General features: G+C 72.1%; 15 protein-coding genes. 5 read left to right on the top strand and 10 right to left on the bottom strand.

The features are described 5' to 3' along the window. Positions 1 to 76: 76 nt before the first annotated feature. The 7 genes from MFF61_RS13800 to MFF61_RS13770 form a co-directional block, all read right to left on the bottom strand. Positions 77 to 733: an ABC transporter ATP-binding protein gene (locus MFF61_RS13800; protein ID WP_238235684.1), complete on the bottom strand. Its 657-nt coding sequence runs from the start codon at positions 731 to 733 to the stop codon at positions 77 to 79. Then, entirely contained in the window at positions 720 to 1490 is a 771-nt protein-coding gene (locus MFF61_RS13795) for an ABC transporter ATP-binding protein (RefSeq protein WP_238235683.1), read from the bottom strand. The genes MFF61_RS13800 and MFF61_RS13795 overlap by 14 nt, the downstream gene beginning before the upstream one ends. Then, positions 1487 to 2419 carry a branched-chain amino acid ABC transporter permease gene (locus MFF61_RS13790; RefSeq protein WP_238235682.1) on the bottom strand — a complete coding sequence of 311 codons (933 nt, stop codon included), beginning with the start codon at positions 2417 to 2419 and terminating at the stop codon, positions 1487 to 1489. Before MFF61_RS13790 ends, MFF61_RS13795 begins: the two co-directional genes overlap by 4 nt. Next, entirely contained in the window at positions 2416 to 3348 is a 933-nt protein-coding gene (locus tag MFF61_RS13785) for a branched-chain amino acid ABC transporter permease (protein WP_238235681.1), read from the bottom strand. Before MFF61_RS13785 ends, MFF61_RS13790 begins: the two co-directional genes overlap by 4 nt. Positions 3349 to 3357: 9 nt before the next feature. Further along, positions 3358 to 4692, bottom strand: a complete 1335-nt coding sequence (locus MFF61_RS13780; protein ID WP_238235680.1) for an ABC transporter substrate-binding protein — start codon at positions 4690 to 4692, stop codon at positions 3358 to 3360. A 55-nt stretch (positions 4693 to 4747) separates the two neighbouring features. Beyond that, complete coding sequence (citF, locus tag MFF61_RS13775) at positions 4748 to 6280, bottom strand: citrate lyase subunit alpha (RefSeq protein ID WP_238235679.1); 1533 nt, start codon at positions 6278 to 6280, stop codon at positions 4748 to 4750. A gap of 100 nt (positions 6281 to 6380) precedes the next feature. After that, the gene (locus tag MFF61_RS13770) at positions 6381 to 7310 is read right to left on the bottom strand and encodes a LysR family transcriptional regulator (RefSeq protein ID WP_238235678.1); all 930 of its coding nucleotides are present in this window, start codon (positions 7308 to 7310) and stop codon (positions 6381 to 6383) included. A 192-nt stretch (positions 7311 to 7502) separates the two neighbouring features. Between MFF61_RS13770 and MFF61_RS13765 the strand changes: the two genes are divergently transcribed. From MFF61_RS13765 to MFF61_RS13755, 3 genes are all read left to right on the top strand, one after another. Beyond that, positions 7503 to 8945, top strand: a complete 1443-nt coding sequence (locus MFF61_RS13765; protein ID WP_238235677.1) for an aldehyde dehydrogenase family protein — start codon at positions 7503 to 7505, stop codon at positions 8943 to 8945. A 25-nt stretch (positions 8946 to 8970) separates the two neighbouring features. Continuing rightward, a complete protein-coding gene (locus tag MFF61_RS13760; RefSeq protein ID WP_238235676.1) occupies positions 8971 to 9717 on the top strand; it encodes an SDR family oxidoreductase in 747 nt (248 codons plus the stop codon). A 96-nt stretch (positions 9718 to 9813) separates the two neighbouring features. Further along, complete coding sequence (locus tag MFF61_RS13755) at positions 9814 to 11325, top strand: fumarate hydratase (RefSeq protein WP_238235675.1); 1512 nt, start codon at positions 9814 to 9816, stop codon at positions 11323 to 11325. Between the two features lie 126 nt (positions 11326 to 11451). On the opposite strand, the gene MFF61_RS13750 is transcribed toward MFF61_RS13755, so the two are convergent. Together MFF61_RS13750 and MFF61_RS13745 are read right to left on the bottom strand one after the other, a co-directional pair. Next, entirely contained in the window at positions 11452 to 12039 is a 588-nt protein-coding gene (locus MFF61_RS13750) for a glutathione S-transferase family protein (protein ID WP_238235674.1), read from the bottom strand. A gap of 116 nt (positions 12040 to 12155) precedes the next feature. Further along, positions 12156 to 13361: an ABC transporter substrate-binding protein gene (locus tag MFF61_RS13745; RefSeq protein ID WP_238235673.1), complete on the bottom strand. Its 1206-nt coding sequence runs from the start codon at positions 13359 to 13361 to the stop codon at positions 12156 to 12158. 329 nt (positions 13362 to 13690) lie between these two features. Here MFF61_RS13745 and MFF61_RS13740 point away from each other — a divergent pair, with 329 nt between their 5' ends. Continuing rightward, complete coding sequence (locus MFF61_RS13740; protein WP_238235672.1) at positions 13691 to 14893, top strand: iron-containing alcohol dehydrogenase; 1203 nt, start codon at positions 13691 to 13693, stop codon at positions 14891 to 14893. Between the two features lie 120 nt (positions 14894 to 15013). Beyond that, complete coding sequence (locus MFF61_RS13735; RefSeq protein WP_306423394.1) at positions 15014 to 15382, top strand: GCG_CRPN prefix-to-repeats domain-containing protein; 369 nt, start codon at positions 15014 to 15016, stop codon at positions 15380 to 15382. Positions 15383 to 15395: 13 nt separating this feature from the next. Here the strand turns inward: MFF61_RS13735 and MFF61_RS13730 are convergent, their stop codons facing one another. After that, positions 15396 to 16091, bottom strand: a complete 696-nt coding sequence (locus tag MFF61_RS13730) for a sensor histidine kinase (RefSeq protein ID WP_238235671.1) — start codon at positions 16089 to 16091, stop codon at positions 15396 to 15398. Positions 16092 to 16378 lie beyond the last annotated feature (287 nt).

The raw sequence follows: 16378 nt of genomic DNA, 5'->3' as shown, positions 1-16378 counted from the left end.
GGCGACCGCCGCAACCCCAGCGTCGCCGCCTCGTGCGATCTCGCCTTCACCCTCGCGCCGGGCCGCGGCGGCGCGGTCACGCCACCGAGACCTCGCCCCGCTCGATCTCGATGGTGGTGTCGACGAGCGCCCGCAGCAGGTCGGGGCTGCTCTCGGTGATGAGGATCGCGACATCGGGCAGCGCGGCGCGCAGCCGCGCCAGCGCCTCGGCGTAGCGCAGGGCCAGCGCCGGGGCCAGGCCCTGGAACGGCTCGTCGAGCAGCACGGCCCGGGTGCCGACCATCAGCGCGCGGCCGAGCGCCACCATCTTGCCCTGCCCGCCCGACAGGCCCGCCGCCTTGCGCGGGCCGAACTCCTTGAGTTCGGGCAGCAGGCCGTAGACGGCATCGAGCCGGCGGGCGATCTCCGGGCCGGCGAGGCCCAGCACCTGGGCCGGCAGCAGCAGGTTGTCGCGCACCGTGAAGCTGCCGAAGAGCCGGCGCTCCTCGGGCGCGTAGCCGATGCCGAGCCGCGCCCGGTGATGGGCCGGGACGTGGGTGGCGTCCTGCCCGTCGAGCTCCACCCGCCCGGCGCGCAGGGGCAGGAGACCCATCAGGGTGCGCAGGGTCGTGGTCTTGCCGGCGCCGTTGCGCCCGATCAGCGCCACGCGGCCCCCCGGCGGAACCGTGAAGGACACGCCGCGCAGGACCGTGACGCCGGCGATCTCGACCGCCGCCCCCTCAAGCCGGAGCATGGACGCCTCCCGCCGGCACGATACCGATGACCGTGCGCTGCACCTCGGGGTCGTTGAGGATCTCGCGCGGCGGCCCCAGCGCGGCGATCCGCCCCTGGCCCCAGACCGCGACCCGGTCGGCGAAGCGGCCGACGACATCCATGTCGTGCTCCACGAACACCGCCGTCACCCCGGCCCCCCGCAGCACCCGCACCAGGGTCTCGACGATGGCCATCTTCTCGGAGGCCGCGACGCCGCTCGTCGGCTCGTCCATCATGATCAGGCGCGGGCGCAGCGCCACCGCCATGGCGATGTCGACGAGCTTGCGCGTGCCCTCGTTGAGGGCGTCGGCGCGCGCCTCTGCGACGCCCGAGAGGCCGAACCGCCCGATCAGCTCCGCCGCCTCGTCGCGGAAGGCGCGGCGCAGGAGCGGCGCCATGAGCGACAGCCTCCCCTCGCGGGCGGCGACCGCCAGGGCCACGTTCTGCAGCACCGTGTGCTCGGTGAAGAGCTGCGGCAGCTGGAAGCTGCGGGCGATGCCCAAGGCCACGATCCGCCGGGGCGAAAGACCGAGGATCGGCTGCCCGTCGAAGCGGATGCTGCCGCCCTGCGGCTTCAGGTAGCCGGTCGTCATGTTGATGAAGGTGGTCTTGCCTGCGCCGTTCGGGCCGATGATCGCCAGGAACTCGCCCCCCTCGACGTCGAGGTCGATGCCGTCGGCGGCCTTGAGCCCGCCGAAGGCGAGGCGCAGGTCCCGCGCTGAGAGCAGGACGCTCATGCGGCTCTCCTTCGGCGGGCGATCAGGCCCCACAGGCCGCCCGGCGCGAACACGATCACGCACAGGAGCACGATGCCCAGCACCGCCTGCCACGCATTGGCGACGAGCGCCGCCGCGTAGACGCGGGTGAGCTCGTAGGCGGCCGCACCCAGGAACGGCCCCAGCACGCTGCCGGCCCCGCCCAGGATCGCGATGAAGACGAGTTCGCCCGAGGTGGTCCAGTAGGCGAGCGCCGGGGTGACGTGGCGCGTGGTCAGCGCGATCAGCGCCCCCCCGCAGCCGGCCATCACGGCCGAGGCCACGTAGGCGATCAGGAGCACGCGCCTGGGCGAGACGCCCATGAAGTCGAGCCGGGTCTCGCGGGTCTTGATGCCGGCCAGCGCCTCGCCCCAGGGCGAGGCCAGCGCCACCCGCACCAGCGCCCCGAAGCCGAGCACCAGGACGAGGGCGAGACCGAGCACCGTCCATTCCGCCGTCTCCCCGGCGAGGGGTAGGCCGAGGAAGGTGACCGGGCCGAGGCGGATGCCGTCCGCCCCGTGGGTGATCGCGTAGAACTTTTCCAGCACCGAGTAGAACACCATGCTCAGCGCGAGGTTGAGCATGCCGAAGAAGATCTCGCGGTAGCGCACCACGAACAGCCCGATCACGAGGCCGACGAGGCCGGCGAGCAGGCCGGCCGCGGGCACGAGCAGCAGCGCCTCCGGCACCACTGCGGTGCCGAACGCCACCGCGTAGGCGGCGAGCGCGAGGTAGAGCGCGTGCCCGAAGCTCACCTGCCCGGCACGCAGGAGGAGCAGGATGCCGAGAACGGCCAGCCCCTTGGCGAGCGCGATGGTTAGCACGAAGCGCAGCCAGGGCACCGCGTAGGCGAGGCCCACCACCAGGGCGGCGCCCGCGAGCGCCAGAAGGGTTTCGGCGCGGCGGCTCATATCCGGCGGGTCTCCGCGACGCCGAACAGGCCCTGGGGCCGGAACAGCAGAACCGTCACCATGATGGCGTAGGGCACCACCACCTCGAATTCGGGGGCGACGTAGACCGCGAAGGAGCGCCCGAGCCCGATCAGCAGGGCGGCCACGGCCGCGCCCTCGATCTGGCCGAGCCCGGCCGTCGCCACCACCGCGAAGGAGAGCACGATGGTCGAGGCGCCGACCCCGGGCACCAGCGACACGGTCGGGGCCGCGAGCGCGCCGCCCAGCGCCGCGAGCGCTGCCCCCGCCGTGAAGGTGAGCAGCGTCACCTTCGCGGCGTCGATCCCCATCGCGCGGGCGGCCTCCCGGTCCACCGTGACCGCCACCACCATGCGGCCGACGAGCGTGTAGCGCAGCACCACGGCGAGAATCGCCAGCGTCGCGAGCGCCACGCCGGGCAGCACGTAGAGCTGGTAGGCGGTGAACGGGATCGCGTCGGCGCCGAAGGGGACGTCGACGGTGCCGAGCCACTTCAGCGGCGCATCGAACACCACCGGCTGCACGCCGAAGGCGAGCTTCTGCAGGTCTTCCAGGATCATGAACAGCGCGAAGGTGACGAGGAGCTGCAGCACCGGCTCCTGGTCCTGCATCCGCCGCAGCAGCAGCCGCTCGATCAGGGGCCCGAGGAGGGCGCCGACCAGCACGGCCGCGGCGAGCAGCACCGGCAGCCCCGCCCAGGGCGGCGCCCCGAGCGAGGCCACGAACAGCCCGAGCGAGGCCGCCGCATAGCCGCCGATGGCATAGAGGCTGCCATGCGCGACGTTGAGCACCCGCATGACCCCGAAGACGAGGTTCAGCCCCACCGCCACCATGAACACGGCGGCGGCGTAGGAGAGCCCGTCGAGGAGCGCGAGGCCGACGAGGAGGCCGTTCTCGGCAAACCACGACATCGCGGGCGCCTACCGGAAGGCCAGCGCCTGCGGCAGCTTGGCCACCATCTCGGGCGAGAGCGTCTTCAGCCAGTCCGCACTCTTCTGCCCGACCGGCGTCGTGACGCTCTCGGCCGGAAACACCACCATGTCGGTGAGGACCGGGAAGGGATAGCGGTCGCTGTGGAGCGTCGTGCCGATGAGCTGGTTCTCCAGTCCCTGCCCGTCCTCGCGGATCCGCACGCTCGCGGTCGGCGAGGGGAATTCCAGCCCCTTGAAGGCGGCGGCGAGTTCGGCGTCGGTGGGCCAGCCGCCGCCCTTGGCGGCGACCGCCTTCTCGATGCCGGCCTTCATGGCCGAGACGGCCTGGGCCATGTGGAAGCAGGGATAGATCGGGTAGGCGTTGAAGCGGCTGCGGTAGCTCTCGGTGAAGCGCTTCAGGCGCTCCGGATCGGCGGGGGACGGGTGCAGGAACCAGTGGTCGCCCCGGGCGCCGACGATGTGGCCGGCGGGCAGCGCCTTGCCGACGCGCTGCAGCGACGATTCGGCGAGCGGCATGACGAAGGTGGCGCGCTCGAACAGCTTGCGGTCGGAGGATTGCCGGATCAGCGCGTCGAGGTCGCCACCCCAGGAGGTGGACAGGACCACGTCCGGCCGCAGGGCCAGCACGCGGGTGACCTCGGTCGAGAAATCCGTGGCGCCGAAGCGCGGGAAGAGTTCGGCGGCGACCTTCACGCCCGGCTTCAGGGTGTTGAGCGCGGTGCGGAAGATGTCCCAGGAATCCCGGCCCCAGGCGTAGTCCTGGTTGATGACGGCGATCGACTTGAAGTCGGGCTTGACCTTCAGGAGGTAGAGCAGCGCCGCCAGGATTTCGGGCGTCGCATTGGCCTGGGTGCGGAAGGCGTAGCTGTAGCGGTTGTCCTCGAAGATGCGCTGGGTGCCGCAATCCCACAGCAGGGTCGGCCGCTTCAGCTCGTCCGCCAGCGGCGCGCAGGCGAGGCAGTCGGCCGAGGAGATCGCCGCGAAGACGAGATGGACGCCCTCGTTCTGCACGAGGCGGCGGTACTCGCCGACCACGTGGTCCACCCCCGGCCCCTCGTCCACGAAGATCGGGCGTACCTTGATGCCGGCGATGCCGCCGGCCGCGTTGATCTCGTCGAACAGCATCTCGGCCGTCTGCCGCCCGGGCACGCCGAACACGCTCGCGGGTCCCGACAGGTAGGTGGCGATGCCGACCTTGATCTCCTGGGGCTTGGCGCCCTGCGCTTGGGCCAGCCGGCCGGAGAGGGCGAGCCCGCCGACGCCGATCGTCCCGAGGGCGGCCCGCCGCGTCAGCGACATGCGCGTGGCGTCGCAATCCTTCATCGCATCCTCCCGTGATCTTGTCGTTCGCGCGGCGCCGCGCCGCACGCGTGGAAGCTTATCGGTTGCGCCGTTCGCGCACGACATCAATGACCGTGCCGTCGCGATATTCAACAACCGCGACGATGCGGCCCTCGCCCGTACCGGCCCGGGCCGGCGCACCCCCGGTCTCGCGGGCGGCGAGGTCGCGCAGGCGCGCGATGTCGACGAGCGGGAGGCCCGCTGCCGCGAGGCGATCCCGCAGGTCGCCGCGGCGCGGATTGACCGCGACGCCCGCCTCCGTGACCACGGCATCGATCGTCTCGCCCGGCGTGGTCACGCACTCGACCGCCTCGACGATCTTCGGGCTGCCGCCCGCGGAGAGCCGCGTCGTGACGAGGGCGAGCTTGGCGCCCGCGGCCGTGTCCGCGTGGCCGCCCGAGCCGCCGATGATCCGGCCCCCGCCCACCGCCGTTACGTTGACGTTGAAGGCGAGGTCGACCTCCGCGGCGCCGAGCACCATGCAGTCGAGGTGGTTGACGAGCGCGCCCTTGGAGGCCGGGTTGGCGTAGAGCGAGGCCGACATCGCCACGTGGCCCCGGTCCTCCCGGTAGGAGGCGACCGCCGCGAGATCGAAGCACTGCACGTCGAACAGGGTGCGGAACAGGCCCTGGCGGAACATCGCGACGATGCCCTGGTGGACGCCGCCCGCCGCGAAGCCGCCGACCACGCCCTTGTCGCGCATGATCGCGGCCACGTCCTGCGCCACGGCGAGCGAGATCCCGCCCGCCCCGGTCTGGAACGAGAACCCGTCGACGAGGAGGCCCGAGGCGTCGATGACCCGCGCGGCCGTGGCCGCGATGGCGAGCCCGACCGGATCCTCGGTGACGCGCGTGGTGCCGGACACGATCTTGGAGGTGTCCCCGATCGAGTCGACCGGGACGACGATGTCGACGCAGTCCTGGGCGATGTCGATCGCCGTGAGGGGATGGGCCGACAGGCCGTCGGTGATCGCCACCACGCGGTCGGCGTGGCGCGCGTCGACCATCGGGTAGCCGAGCGGGCCGCAGGCGGAGGGGCCGTCGACGCCGTTGAGGTTGCCGTGGAGGTCCGCGGCCGGCGCCGCCACGAAGGCGACGTCGATCGGCAACTCGCCCGCCTCGATCGCCCGCGCCCGGCCGCCGTGGGTCTGGAGCACGGCGGGCTGCGCCAGGTCGCCCGCGGCGATCGCCTCGGCCACCGGCCCGGTGACGTAGCTCGACACGATGCGGGTGACGACGCCGCTGCGGATGTGCTCCACCAGGGGCGCGTGCACCGGGAACAGCGAGCTTGCCGCCACCCGGATGTCGCGCAGGCCGAGCGCCGCGATCTCCTGCATCACCGCGCGCAGCACGTCGTCGCCGTTGCGCAGGTGATGGTGGAAGGACACGGTCGCGCCGTCCCTGAGGCCGCAGGCGAGAATCGCCGCGCGGATCGAAGGCAGGACCTTGGTCTCGCCGGGGTGCTGGGCGCGGATGCGGGCGCCGGCCCGGAGGCTGTCGCGCGGAGCCGCGAAGGCTCCGGCGAAGCGCCGGACCTCCCCGTAGCCCTCGATGAAGGAGGGAATCGACATCGGCTGACCCGCCCCGACGCTGGTTGAGTGGCGTCCGTATAGGCGCGCGGGCCGGGCCCGAAGTCCAATACGCGGATGGCCGCTCTTCGATAGGGGCGGCTTATGCCTGCGCCGCAGCCACGATCTCGGCTGACAGCGGATCGCGCATCGCCTCGTCCAGGCAGCGGATGAAGTTGCGCACCGCCGCCGTCATCAGCAGGTCGGCCCCCTGGACGAGGGCGAGCGAGGCCACCGGCGTCGGCGGGGCGAGCCGGACGTAGGCGACGCCCGGCGCCCGGATCTGCCGCATCGAGGCGGGGACGAGCGCCACGCCGACGCCGGCCGCCACGAGGTTGACCGTCGAGGCCATCTGCGGGGCTTCCTGGACGATGCGGGGGCTGAAGCCCGCCCGGCCGCAGGCCGCCACGATGGCGTCGTAGAGGAGCCGGCCGTTCGCCCGCGGGTAGACGATGAAGCGGTCGGCCGCGAGGTCGGAAAGGTCGATCCTCCCCTCCCCGGCCAGACGGTGCTTGACCGGCAGGGCGGCCCAGAGCGGTTCGTCGGGCAGCGCCGTGCTGCGCAGACCCTCCGTCTCATCGCCCGCCGCGCGCAGGAAGGCCAGTTGGATCCGGCCCTCGCGCAGGAACCGCAGCAGGACCGAGGTGACCTGCTCCTGCAGCGCCAGGTCGAGGCCCGGATAGGCATCGCGGAAGCGGCCGATGGTGCCGGTGACGATCGGGTTGAACGAGGCCGAGCTGGTGAAGCCGATGCGCAATTGCCCGAGTTCGCCCTTGGCGGCGCGCGTGGCCGCCGCCGCACCCTCCTCGGAGGCGACCAGCGCCGCCCGGGCATAGGGCAGGAAGGCGCGTCCGGCCTCGGTCAGTTCGACCCCGCGGGTCAGCCGGTGGAAGAGCTGCGTGCCGAGTTCGTCCTCGATCTGGCGGATCTGCTGGCTGAGCGCCGGCTGGGCGACGCCGAGCCGCTGCGCCGCGCGCGTGAAGTGGAGTTCCTCGGCCGCTGCCAGGACGTAGCGGAAATGCCGGAATTCCATAAGCAGGACGCATGCGTTCGGGACGTGCGCCTTATTAGACCGTATCGCCCGCCGGGGCTATGGTTCGCGTCAGGAAGAGCCGCCGCAGACGGCGCACCGAGGAAACGTCGTCGTCCGCGCAGCCTCGTCCCGAGGCGCGCGGATGCAGGCCGTCCGTGCGGCGAGGCTCGTCTTGCGAAGGAGCACGCTGCCATGTCCCGACCCTTGAACTTCATCGGTGGCGAGTGGACCCGGTCGTCCGGCGAGGCGGTCCTCGATGTCTACGAGCCGGCCACCGGCGCGGCCATCGGCACCATCGCCGACAGCACGCCGGAGGATGTCGACCGCGCCGTCTCGGCGGCCCGCGAGGCGTTCGACCACGGTCCCTGGGGCCGCACCACGGCGCTCGACCGCAGCCGCCTCTTGATCCGGCTCGGCACGCTGATCCAGCGCGACGCCGAGCGCCTCGCGGCGATCGAGGCCCGCGACACCGGCAAGCCCGCGAGCGTCGCCAAGGCCGACATCGTCGCGCTCGCCCGCTACTTCGAGTTCTACGGCGGGGCCGCCGACAAGCTGCACGGCGAGACCATCCCGTACCTCGACGGCTACTTCGTCACCGTGACGCACGAGCCGCATGGGGTGACCGGCCACATCCTGCCCTGGAACTATCCCGCGCAGATGTTCGGGCGCACGCTCGCCCCGGCCCTCGCGGTGGGCAACGCCACCGTGCTCAAGCCCGCGGAGGATGCCTGCGCGACGGCGCTGGCGCTGGCCGACCTCGTGAACGAGGCCGGGTTCCCGAAGGGCGCCGTCAACATCGTGACCGGCCGCGGTGCCGGTGCGGGGGCCGCGCTCGCCGCGCATCCGGGCGTCGACTTCGTGTCCTTCACCGGCTCGCCGGAGGTGGGGCAGATCATCCAGAAGCTCTGCGCCGACCACTTCATCTCCTGCACGCTCGAACTCGGCGGCAAGTCGCCCCAGATCGTGTTCGCGGATGCCGACCTCGACGCGGCGATCCCGGTGATCGTGAAGGCGATCATCCAGAACAGCGGCCAGACCTGCTCGGCCGGCAGCCGCATCCTGATCGAGCGCAGCGCCTACGACGCGGTGATCGGCCGGCTGAAGACCGCCTTCGCGGCGGTGCGGGTCGGTCCGCCCGAGATGGATCCCGATTGCGGCCCGATCATCACCGAGAAGCAGCGCAAGCGCGTCCAGGGGTTCATCGACCGCGCGGTGGCGGACGGCATCCCGATCCTGGCGCAGGCCGAGATCGCCGCCGGCGCCCCGGCCGGCGGCTACTACGTGCGCCCGACCCTGTTCGGGCCGACGCCGCGCGACAACGTCATCGCCCGCGAGGAGGTGTTCGGGCCCGTGCTGGTCGCCCTGCCGTTCGACGACGAGGCGGATGCGGTGGCGCTGGCCAACGGCACCGATTACGGCCTCGTCGCGGCGGTCTGGACCCGGGACGGCGGGCGCCAGATGCGGCTCGCCAAGCGCGTGCGCACCGGGCAGATGTTCGTGAACTGCTACGGCGCGGGCGCGGGCATCGAACTGCCCTTCGGCGGTTCGGGCAAGAGCGGCCACGGCCGCGAGAAGGGCTTTGCGGCGCTCCACGACTTCAGCAAGACCAAGACGACCGTGTTCAACCACGGCTGACGACGGGCGTCGGGGAGGACGGGCCATGCGGCTTGAGAACAGGACCGCCATCGTCACCGGAGCGGCGGGCGGCTTCGGCGAGGCGACCGCGCGCCTCTTCGTCGAGAACGGCGCGCGCGTGGCCATCGCCGACCTCGACGGCGAGAAGGCCGAGGTCGTGGCGCGGTCGCTCGGCGAGGACCGGGCGATCGCGGTGAGGACCGACGTCTCGTCGCGGCCCGACATCGACCGGCTCCTCGGCGAGGTCGGCCGCCGGTTCGGGACGCCGGACATCATCGTCAACAATGCCGGCACCACGCACCGCAACCGGCCGCTGCTGGAGGTGGACGAGGCCACCTTCGACCGGGTCTTCAACGTCAACGTCAAGTCGATCTACCACATGGTCCAGGCGGCGGCCGGGGCCATGCGCGACAACGGCGGCGGGGTGATCCTCAACGTGGGCTCGACGGCCGGCATCCGGCCCCGGCCGGGGCTGACGTGGTACAACGCCTCCAAGGGCGCCGTGAACCTGATGTCGAAGTCGCTCGCGGTGGAACTCGCGCCCTGGAAGATCCGGGTGAACGCGATCTGCCCGGTGATGGGCGTCACGGGCATGCTGGAGGACTTCATGGGCGTGCCGGACACGCCGGAGAACCGCGCCAAGTTCGTCGCCACGGTGCCGCTCGGCCGGCTCTGCGAGCCGCAGGACGTGGCGCAGGCCGCGCTCTACCTCGCCACGGCCGAGTTCATCACCGGCGTGGAGCTGCCGGTGGACGGCGGGCGCACGGTGTGACCGCGCGACGTCCTCCACCCGTCATCGCATGATCTCAGCCAGGAACCCCCTTCCGCACGGGAGGGGGTTCCCGCGCATGTCAGGAGAGCCAGCCCCATGCCCGTGATCCAGGCGGCCGATCTCACCGCCAGCGTCGCCGACGCGCTGCAATACATCAGCTACTACCACCCCCTCGACTACATCCAGGCGCTGGCCGAGGCCTATGACCGCGAGGAATCGCCCGCCGCCCGGGACGCCATCGCGCAGATCCTGACGAACAGCCGGATGTCGGCCGAGGGGCACCGCCCAGTCTGCCAGGACACCGGCATCGTCACGGTGTTCGTGAAGTGGGGCCAGGGCTGCACGCTGGCCGGTGGCGACAGCCTCCAGGCGGTGATCGACGCGGGCGTGCGCCGGGCCTATCTCGACCCCGAAAATCCGCTGCGCGCCTCGATCGTCGCCGACCCGGCCTTCACGCGCAAGAACACCCGCGACAACACCCCGAGCGTGCTGCACGTCGAGATGGTCCCGGGCGACACCGTGGAGGTCACGGTGGCGGCCAAGGGCGGCGGGTCGGAGAACAAGGCCAAGTTCAAGATGCTCAACCCGTCCGACTCGCTCGTCGACTGGGTGCTTGAGACCGTGCCGACGATGGGCGCCGGCTGGTGCCCGCCCGGCATGCTCGGGATCGGGATCGGCGGCACGGCCGAGAAGGCCATGGTGATGGCCAAGGAATCCCTGATGGCGCCGATCGACATGGCGCAGCTCAAGGCCCGCGGGCCGGCGAACGCCACGGAGGCCCTGCGCATCGAACTGCACGACAAGGTGAATGCGCTCGGCATCGGCGCGCAGGGGCTCGGCGGCCTCACCACCGTGCTCGACGTCAAGATCCTCGACTGGCCGACCCACGCGGCCTCGAAGCCCGTGGCGATGATCCCGAACTGCGCCGCGACGCGCCACGCCCACGTCGTGCTCGACGGCTCGGGTCCCGCCTTCCTGCCGGCGCCCGATCTCGCCGCATGGCCCGCCGTGGAATGGGCGCCGGACCGGAATGCCCGCCGGGTCGACCTCGACGCGCTCACCCCGGCCGAGATCGAGACCTGGCAGGCCGGCGACCGGCTGCTCCTGTCCGGCCGCATGCTTACGGGCCGGGACGCCGCGCACAAGCGCATCCAGGACATGCTGGCGCGCGGCGAGACGCTGCCGGTCTCGTTCGAGAACCGCGTCATCTACTATGTCGGCCCGGTCGATCCGGTCGGCGACGAGGCGGTGGGGCCTGCCGGTCCGACCACCGCGACCCGCATGGACAAGTTCACCGACACGATGCTCGGGCTCGGGCTGCTCGCCATGATCGGCAAGGCGGAACGCGGCCCGGCGGCGATCGCGGCGATCAAGGCGCACCGGCGCGCCTATCTCAGCGCCGTTGGCGGCGCGGCCTACCTCGTCTCGCGGGCCATCCGGTCGAGCCGCGTCCTCGCCTTCGCGGATCTCGGCATGGAGGCGATCTACGAGTTCGAGGTGAAGGACATGCCCGTCACGGTCGCGGTGACGGCCGACGGCGACAGCGTGCACGCCTCGGGGCCGCGGGCCTGGCAGCGGCCGCCGATCCGCGCGGTCGGCGCCGGCTGAACCCGGATCCAGCGCCGTCCGGAGAAGGTGGAGCCTGAATGCGGCAAGCCTCCTCGGGAGAGAGGGCCTCGCGCCCATCGGTCTCCGGGATCGCCGCGCACGCGGCCGTCCGGCACGGAGCCGGGCTCAGCTGCGCGGCACCGTCTCGCGCACCGAGGGGCGGTCGGCATGGGCGTCACGCAGGGCCGCGATCCGCGGGGCGATGCCGCGCCAGTCCTGGTCGGGGAAGCGGAAGATGAGGTAGTCCAGCGCCGTCACGGCCGCGATGGCGGAGAGGTCGAAGGGCCCGGAGGCCGGCAGCGCCGCGTCGAGCCGGGCGAGCCCCTCGCGCATGGTCCGGTAGCGCTTGGTCCCCACCATCCCGGCATCGAAGTCCGGCGCCGACTTGCGCCCGATGATCACCGCCACGGCGGCGTCGAACACGCCGACCGCGAACCCGGTGCAGGAGAGCGCCGCCGCATTCCCGGTGAACACGACCGGCTCGGGGCGCAGATCCTCCAGATGGCGCAGGATCAGCAGCGCCTCCGTGAGCCGGGCGCCCTCCCGGGTGACGAGGGCCGGCACCCGGCCGGCCGGGTTGGCGTCGAGGTGGGCCGGATCGTCCGCCCAGGCATCGACGAAGACGGTCTCGACCGCCTCGTTCAGGCCCTTCTCGATGAGGGCCATGCGCACGATGCGCACGAACGGCGAAGTCGGGTTGGCGAAGAGCTTCATCGGCGGAACTCCAGGGAGCGGCCTCCGCCGCGAGGTGGAGGCCGGTTCGCCGCGGGCAACGCGGCAGGATCGAAGCCGGGCGGGATCCGTTCGCGGCGAACGGATCCCGGTGCCGATCAGCCGGCGGCCAGCGGGCAGCCGCTCTTCTCGGCCGGGGTGAACAGCGTCTCGCCCGGGATGGTTTCGACGATCCGGTACAGGTCGGCCTTGCTCTTCGACTCCTTCGGGCTCTTCACCTCGACGAGGTACATGTCCATCACCACGCGGCCGTTCGCCTGGATCCGCGGGTTGCGGTAGATGCCGTCCGAGATCGGCGTCTCCTTCATCACCTTGTTGACGATGGCCGCGTCGTCGGTGCCGGCCTTCTCCACCGCCCGCAGGTAGTGCAGGGTCGAGACGTAGGTCGCGGCGTGGCCCATGGTCGGCACCACGTTGCCGTTGCGGGCCATCAGGCGCTTGGCGAAGGAGCGGCTGGCGTCGTTCGCGTCCCAGTAGAAGTTCACCGCCATGCGGATGCCCTGCGCCACGTCGAGGCCGAGCGCCACGGTGTTGTTGGTGAAGACCAGCATCGCCACCACCTTCGAGGTGATGCCGAACTCGCGCGCCTGCTTGATGGTGTTGACGAGGTCCGGCCCGGCATTGGCGAGCCCGATCACGTCCGCTCCCGAGGCCTGCGCCTGGATGAGCTGCGAGGACAGGTCGGTCGCGCCGAGCGGGTGTCGGATCTCGCCGAGCACCTTGCCGCCGGCGGCCTTCACGGCCTTGCCGGCGTCGGCCGCGAGGCCGTGGCCGAAGACGTAATCCGCGGTGATGAAGTACCACGACTTGCCGCCGGCCTGGACCACCGAGGCCGCGACCGCGTTGGCGAGTTCGCCGGTGGAGGGCACCCATTGCGTGCCGTAGGGCGAGCAGTTGGGTCCGGAGAACGGCGAGGCGTAGCCGCCGGTCACCAGCGTGGTGATCTTGCGGTCCTTCGCATAGGATTGCACCGCAAGGCCCACCGAACTCGCGCCGCCCAGCACCAGGGCGGAGACGCCGCGCTGGTCCACGAGCTGGCGGGCCAGCCCTGAGCCGATATCGGGCTTGTTCTGGTGGTCGACGCCCGTGACCTCGATCGGGCGCCCGAGCACCTTGCCGCCGAATTCCTCCGCGGCGAGCTGGGCGGCCAGCACCATGTTCGGGCCGCCATTGCCCGAATACATGCCCGACAGGTCGTCGATCACGCCGATGCGGAACGGCGTCTGGGCGCCCGCCGGCGCGGCGAGGCAGGTGGCGAGAAGGCCGGCGACCGCGAGGCGGCGCGTCCAGGTCGTGTGGGGCATCGGCGTTTCCTCAGGCTGCATCGGTCCTTGCGAGCCCGCTTGAGGGCGTCGGCGCGATGCTGGTGGATCGCCCGGATTATCGTGATGCGGCGCAGTCGGGGTCAAATATCCGCCGCCCGCATTGTCCATCGCTGCTGCTTATGGATCGGCGTGGTCTTGCACGAGATGAGCCATCCTCTCCCTCCTGCGCGCCATACTCCCCGATTATGGGTTGTGGCTGCGGATTGTATTGGACGCAGGCGCCGCTTCCCTTCACCACCGAGAGACAACCAGCCGGCCCGCGCCGCGCGGGAGCCGAAGAGCTCCCCGCCTTCCGAGGAGACGCCCGCATGATCACCAGCTTCTACATGCCGACCCGGATCGTCGCCGGGCCGGGCGCGCTCGCGACCATCGGCACGCTGGCCCGCGACCTCGGGATGAGCCGGGTCCTCGTCGTGTCCGATCCCGTCATCTCGGCCCAGGGCTTCCACGCCGAGGCCCTCGCCGCCCTCGCGGAGGCCGGGATCGCGGTCGCGCGCTTCGACGAATGCGGCATCGACGCGCGCTGCTCCTACATCGACCAGCAGGGCGAACGGGTGCGCCGCGAGGGCATCGACGGAGTGGTGTGCGTCGGCGGCGGCTCGGTGATGTGCACCGGCAAGGGCATCGCCATCGTGGCGACGAACCGCAAGCCGATGGCGGAGTGCACCGGCGTCGGCCGCTTCGACCGCAAGGCCCTGCCGATGATCATGGTGCCGACCACGGCGGGGTCGGGCTCCGAGGTGTCGCAGTGGACGATCGTCAAGGACGAGGAGCGCCATCTCAAGCTGCTCGGCGGCGGTCCCCTGAGCTTTCCGGACGCCGCCCTCCTCGATCCCGCCACCCTGCGGTCCCTGCCGATGCACGTCGCGGCGCTGCCGGCCGTCGACGCCCTCACGCACGGCGTCGAGGCCTATCTCAGCGGCATCGCCTCGCCGCTCACCGATGCGGTGGCGCTCGCGGCGGTGCGGCTGCAGCAGGCCTCGCTGCGGGCCTCGATCACCGCGGACGACGACCGCGCCCGCGCCGACAACCTCGTCGCCTCCTGCATGGCGAACATCGCCTGCGGCAATGCCCGGCTGGGCCACGGCCACGCCCTGTCCCTCCCCCTTGAAGGTCAGCTCGACCTGCCCCATCCCTACGGCGTCGGGGTGCTGCTGCCGCACGTGATGAGCTTCAACCTCGCGGTGCTGCCCGAGAAGGTGCGCCCGCTCGCCGAGGCCCTCGACGTCGAGACCGCCGGACTCTCTCGGCAGGAGATGATCGCGGCCTGCGCCGAGGCGGTGCGGGCGCTCTACGCCGACATCGATTTCCCGGACCGCTTCACGGCCGAGCAGCTGCCGCGGGACCGCGTGCGCGAGATGGCGGCCCGCGCGGTGCCCGGCCTCTATGCCGGCATCGCGGCCCAGGGCTTCGATCCGGCCACCGCGCACGACCGGACCGTCATCGCCAGTCCGGCGGCGCGCCGGATGACGGTGCGCCAAGCCGAGGAGATCTTCGAGCGCTGCCTGTAGGAAGCCGGCCTGCCGCGGAGCCGCGCCTCAGGGTTCTCACCCGCCGGCATGCGGGTTCTCCCCGATGGGGCCGACCCGGCCCGTCGGCTAGCCTCCCGTCGACCTACTCGGGAGGAGAGCATGATGCGGCTGAGACTGTTGTCGCTCGCGGCCCTGGTGCTCGGCACGTGGCTCGGGGCGGGCTCGCTCGACCAGGGCCGGCTCGGACCCGCCACCGCGATGGCGGCGGGAGGGTGCGGGCCCGGCTTCCACCGCGGGCCTTACGGGGGGTGCCGGCCGAACGTCTATGGCGCACCGGGCTACTACGGCTATCGCGGCGGCGGGGTCTACGGCTACCGGGGCGGCGCCGTCTATGGCGGGCGCGTGTACCGGGGCGGCCGGGTCTATGGCGGGCGCGCCGTCTATGGGGGCCGCGCCGGCGTCTACCGGGGCGGCGGGTACCGCGGCGGGCGGGGCTTCGCCGGCGGCGGCCGCGGCTTCCGCCGCTGACCGGCCGGCGGATTCACGCCTCGTCCCCGCGCACCGGCACGGTGGCGGTCACGCGCACGCCACCCTCGCGCCGCGTGACCGCAAGCCGGCCGCCCAGCGCGTCGAGACGGCTGCGCATGCCCCGGATGCCGGTCCCCTCGACGAGGGGGCTCGCGCCTTCTCCGCCCATGGTCGGGCGCACGGCTCCGTGCGAGACCGACAGTTCCAGCCGCCGCCACGGCAGGAGCCGGAGGGTCAGGCGGGCACGCGTCGCGCCGGCATGCCGCTGAAGGTTGGTGAGCGCCTCCTGCGCCACCCGGTAGAGCGCCAGTTCGATCTCGGGCAACCAGCGGCGCTCCGCCAGGTCCGGGGCGACGGCCACCTCGACGCGGATGCCCGCGCGCCGCTCGAACCCGTCCGCCAGCGTCGCCAGGGCGACGATCAGGCCGGCCTCGTCCAGAAGCGGAGGGTGCAGGAGGTAGGACAGGGTCCGCAGTTCAGCGACGCTGGCGTCCAGCAGCGCCCGCGCCTGCGCCAGGGCAGCCCGGACCTGCTGCGGCGGATCCGGGATGCCGCGCTCGACGATCCCGAGTTCGTAGCCGGCCGCGATCAGGTTCTGCCCGGTCGTGTCATGCAATTCCCGCGCGATCCGCCGACGTTCCTCGTCCTCCTGGCGCAGGGCGCTCTCCACGGCGCCGAGCCGCCGCTCCGCCCCGCGACCCGCACTCATGCGGCCCCGCTCGTCGTCCCGTCGCGCTCGACCCGGTTCCATTGGCGCGCCTCCGTGCCGGACGGCCTTCCGTCATCGGCCCGCACGGCAGCGTCCCGCGAGCGTAGTCGCGATGGCGGCCTCATCGACCGCTGGCTTGAGCATCGATCGAAACCGCCGGAGTCTGACGCAGAACACCGTCGGCGGCCCGGGCGGAACGCCTTATCCCCTTGCGAAGGGTCAATCGTATCGGTGCTGCATCGGGTGCCGCATTAACAATGTGTCGGGGTTTCCCGTCGGCCCGCCTC

Origin of the sequence: Methylobacterium isbiliense, from assembly GCF_022179325.1 — a bacterium.
In the GTDB taxonomy this organism is placed as follows: domain Bacteria; phylum Pseudomonadota; class Alphaproteobacteria; order Rhizobiales; family Beijerinckiaceae; genus Methylobacterium; species Methylobacterium isbiliense.
Note: the sequence above shows the minus strand (reverse complement) of the source record. Positions and strands in the feature narration are given on the sequence as shown.

What these genes read in the sequence shown, in the direction of transcription:
- MFF61_RS13800 (WP_238235684.1), bottom strand. Translation starts at nt 733, where the DNA reads ATGCTCCGGCTTGAGGGGGCGGCGGTCGAGATCGCCGGCGTCACGGTC.
- MFF61_RS13795 (WP_238235683.1), bottom strand. Translation starts at nt 1,490, where the DNA reads ATGAGCGTCCTGCTCTCAGCGCGGGACCTGCGCCTCGCCTTCGGCGGG.
- MFF61_RS13790 (WP_238235682.1), bottom strand. Translation starts at nt 2,419, where the DNA reads ATGAGCCGCCGCGCCGAAACCCTTCTGGCGCTCGCGGGCGCCGCCCTG.
- MFF61_RS13785 (WP_238235681.1), bottom strand. Translation starts at nt 3,348, where the DNA reads ATGTCGTGGTTTGCCGAGAACGGCCTCCTCGTCGGCCTCGCGCTCCTC.
- MFF61_RS13780 (WP_238235680.1), bottom strand. Translation starts at nt 4,692, where the DNA reads ATGAAGGATTGCGACGCCACGCGCATGTCGCTGACGCGGCGGGCCGCC.
- citF (WP_238235679.1), bottom strand. Translation starts at nt 6,280, where the DNA reads ATGTCGATTCCCTCCTTCATCGAGGGCTACGGGGAGGTCCGGCGCTTC.
- MFF61_RS13770 (WP_238235678.1), bottom strand. Translation starts at nt 7,310, where the DNA reads ATGGAATTCCGGCATTTCCGCTACGTCCTGGCAGCGGCCGAGGAACTC.
- MFF61_RS13765 (WP_238235677.1), top strand. Translation starts at nt 7,503, where the DNA reads ATGTCCCGACCCTTGAACTTCATCGGTGGCGAGTGGACCCGGTCGTCC.
- MFF61_RS13760 (WP_238235676.1), top strand. Translation starts at nt 8,971, where the DNA reads ATGCGGCTTGAGAACAGGACCGCCATCGTCACCGGAGCGGCGGGCGGC.
- MFF61_RS13755 (WP_238235675.1), top strand. Translation starts at nt 9,814, where the DNA reads ATGCCCGTGATCCAGGCGGCCGATCTCACCGCCAGCGTCGCCGACGCG.
- MFF61_RS13750 (WP_238235674.1), bottom strand. Translation starts at nt 12,039, where the DNA reads ATGAAGCTCTTCGCCAACCCGACTTCGCCGTTCGTGCGCATCGTGCGC.
- MFF61_RS13745 (WP_238235673.1), bottom strand. Translation starts at nt 13,361, where the DNA reads ATGCCCCACACGACCTGGACGCGCCGCCTCGCGGTCGCCGGCCTTCTC.
- MFF61_RS13740 (WP_238235672.1), top strand. Translation starts at nt 13,691, where the DNA reads ATGATCACCAGCTTCTACATGCCGACCCGGATCGTCGCCGGGCCGGGC.
- MFF61_RS13735 (WP_306423394.1), top strand. Translation starts at nt 15,014, where the DNA reads ATGATGCGGCTGAGACTGTTGTCGCTCGCGGCCCTGGTGCTCGGCACG.
- MFF61_RS13730 (WP_238235671.1), bottom strand. Translation starts at nt 16,091, where the DNA reads ATGAGTGCGGGTCGCGGGGCGGAGCGGCGGCTCGGCGCCGTGGAGAGC.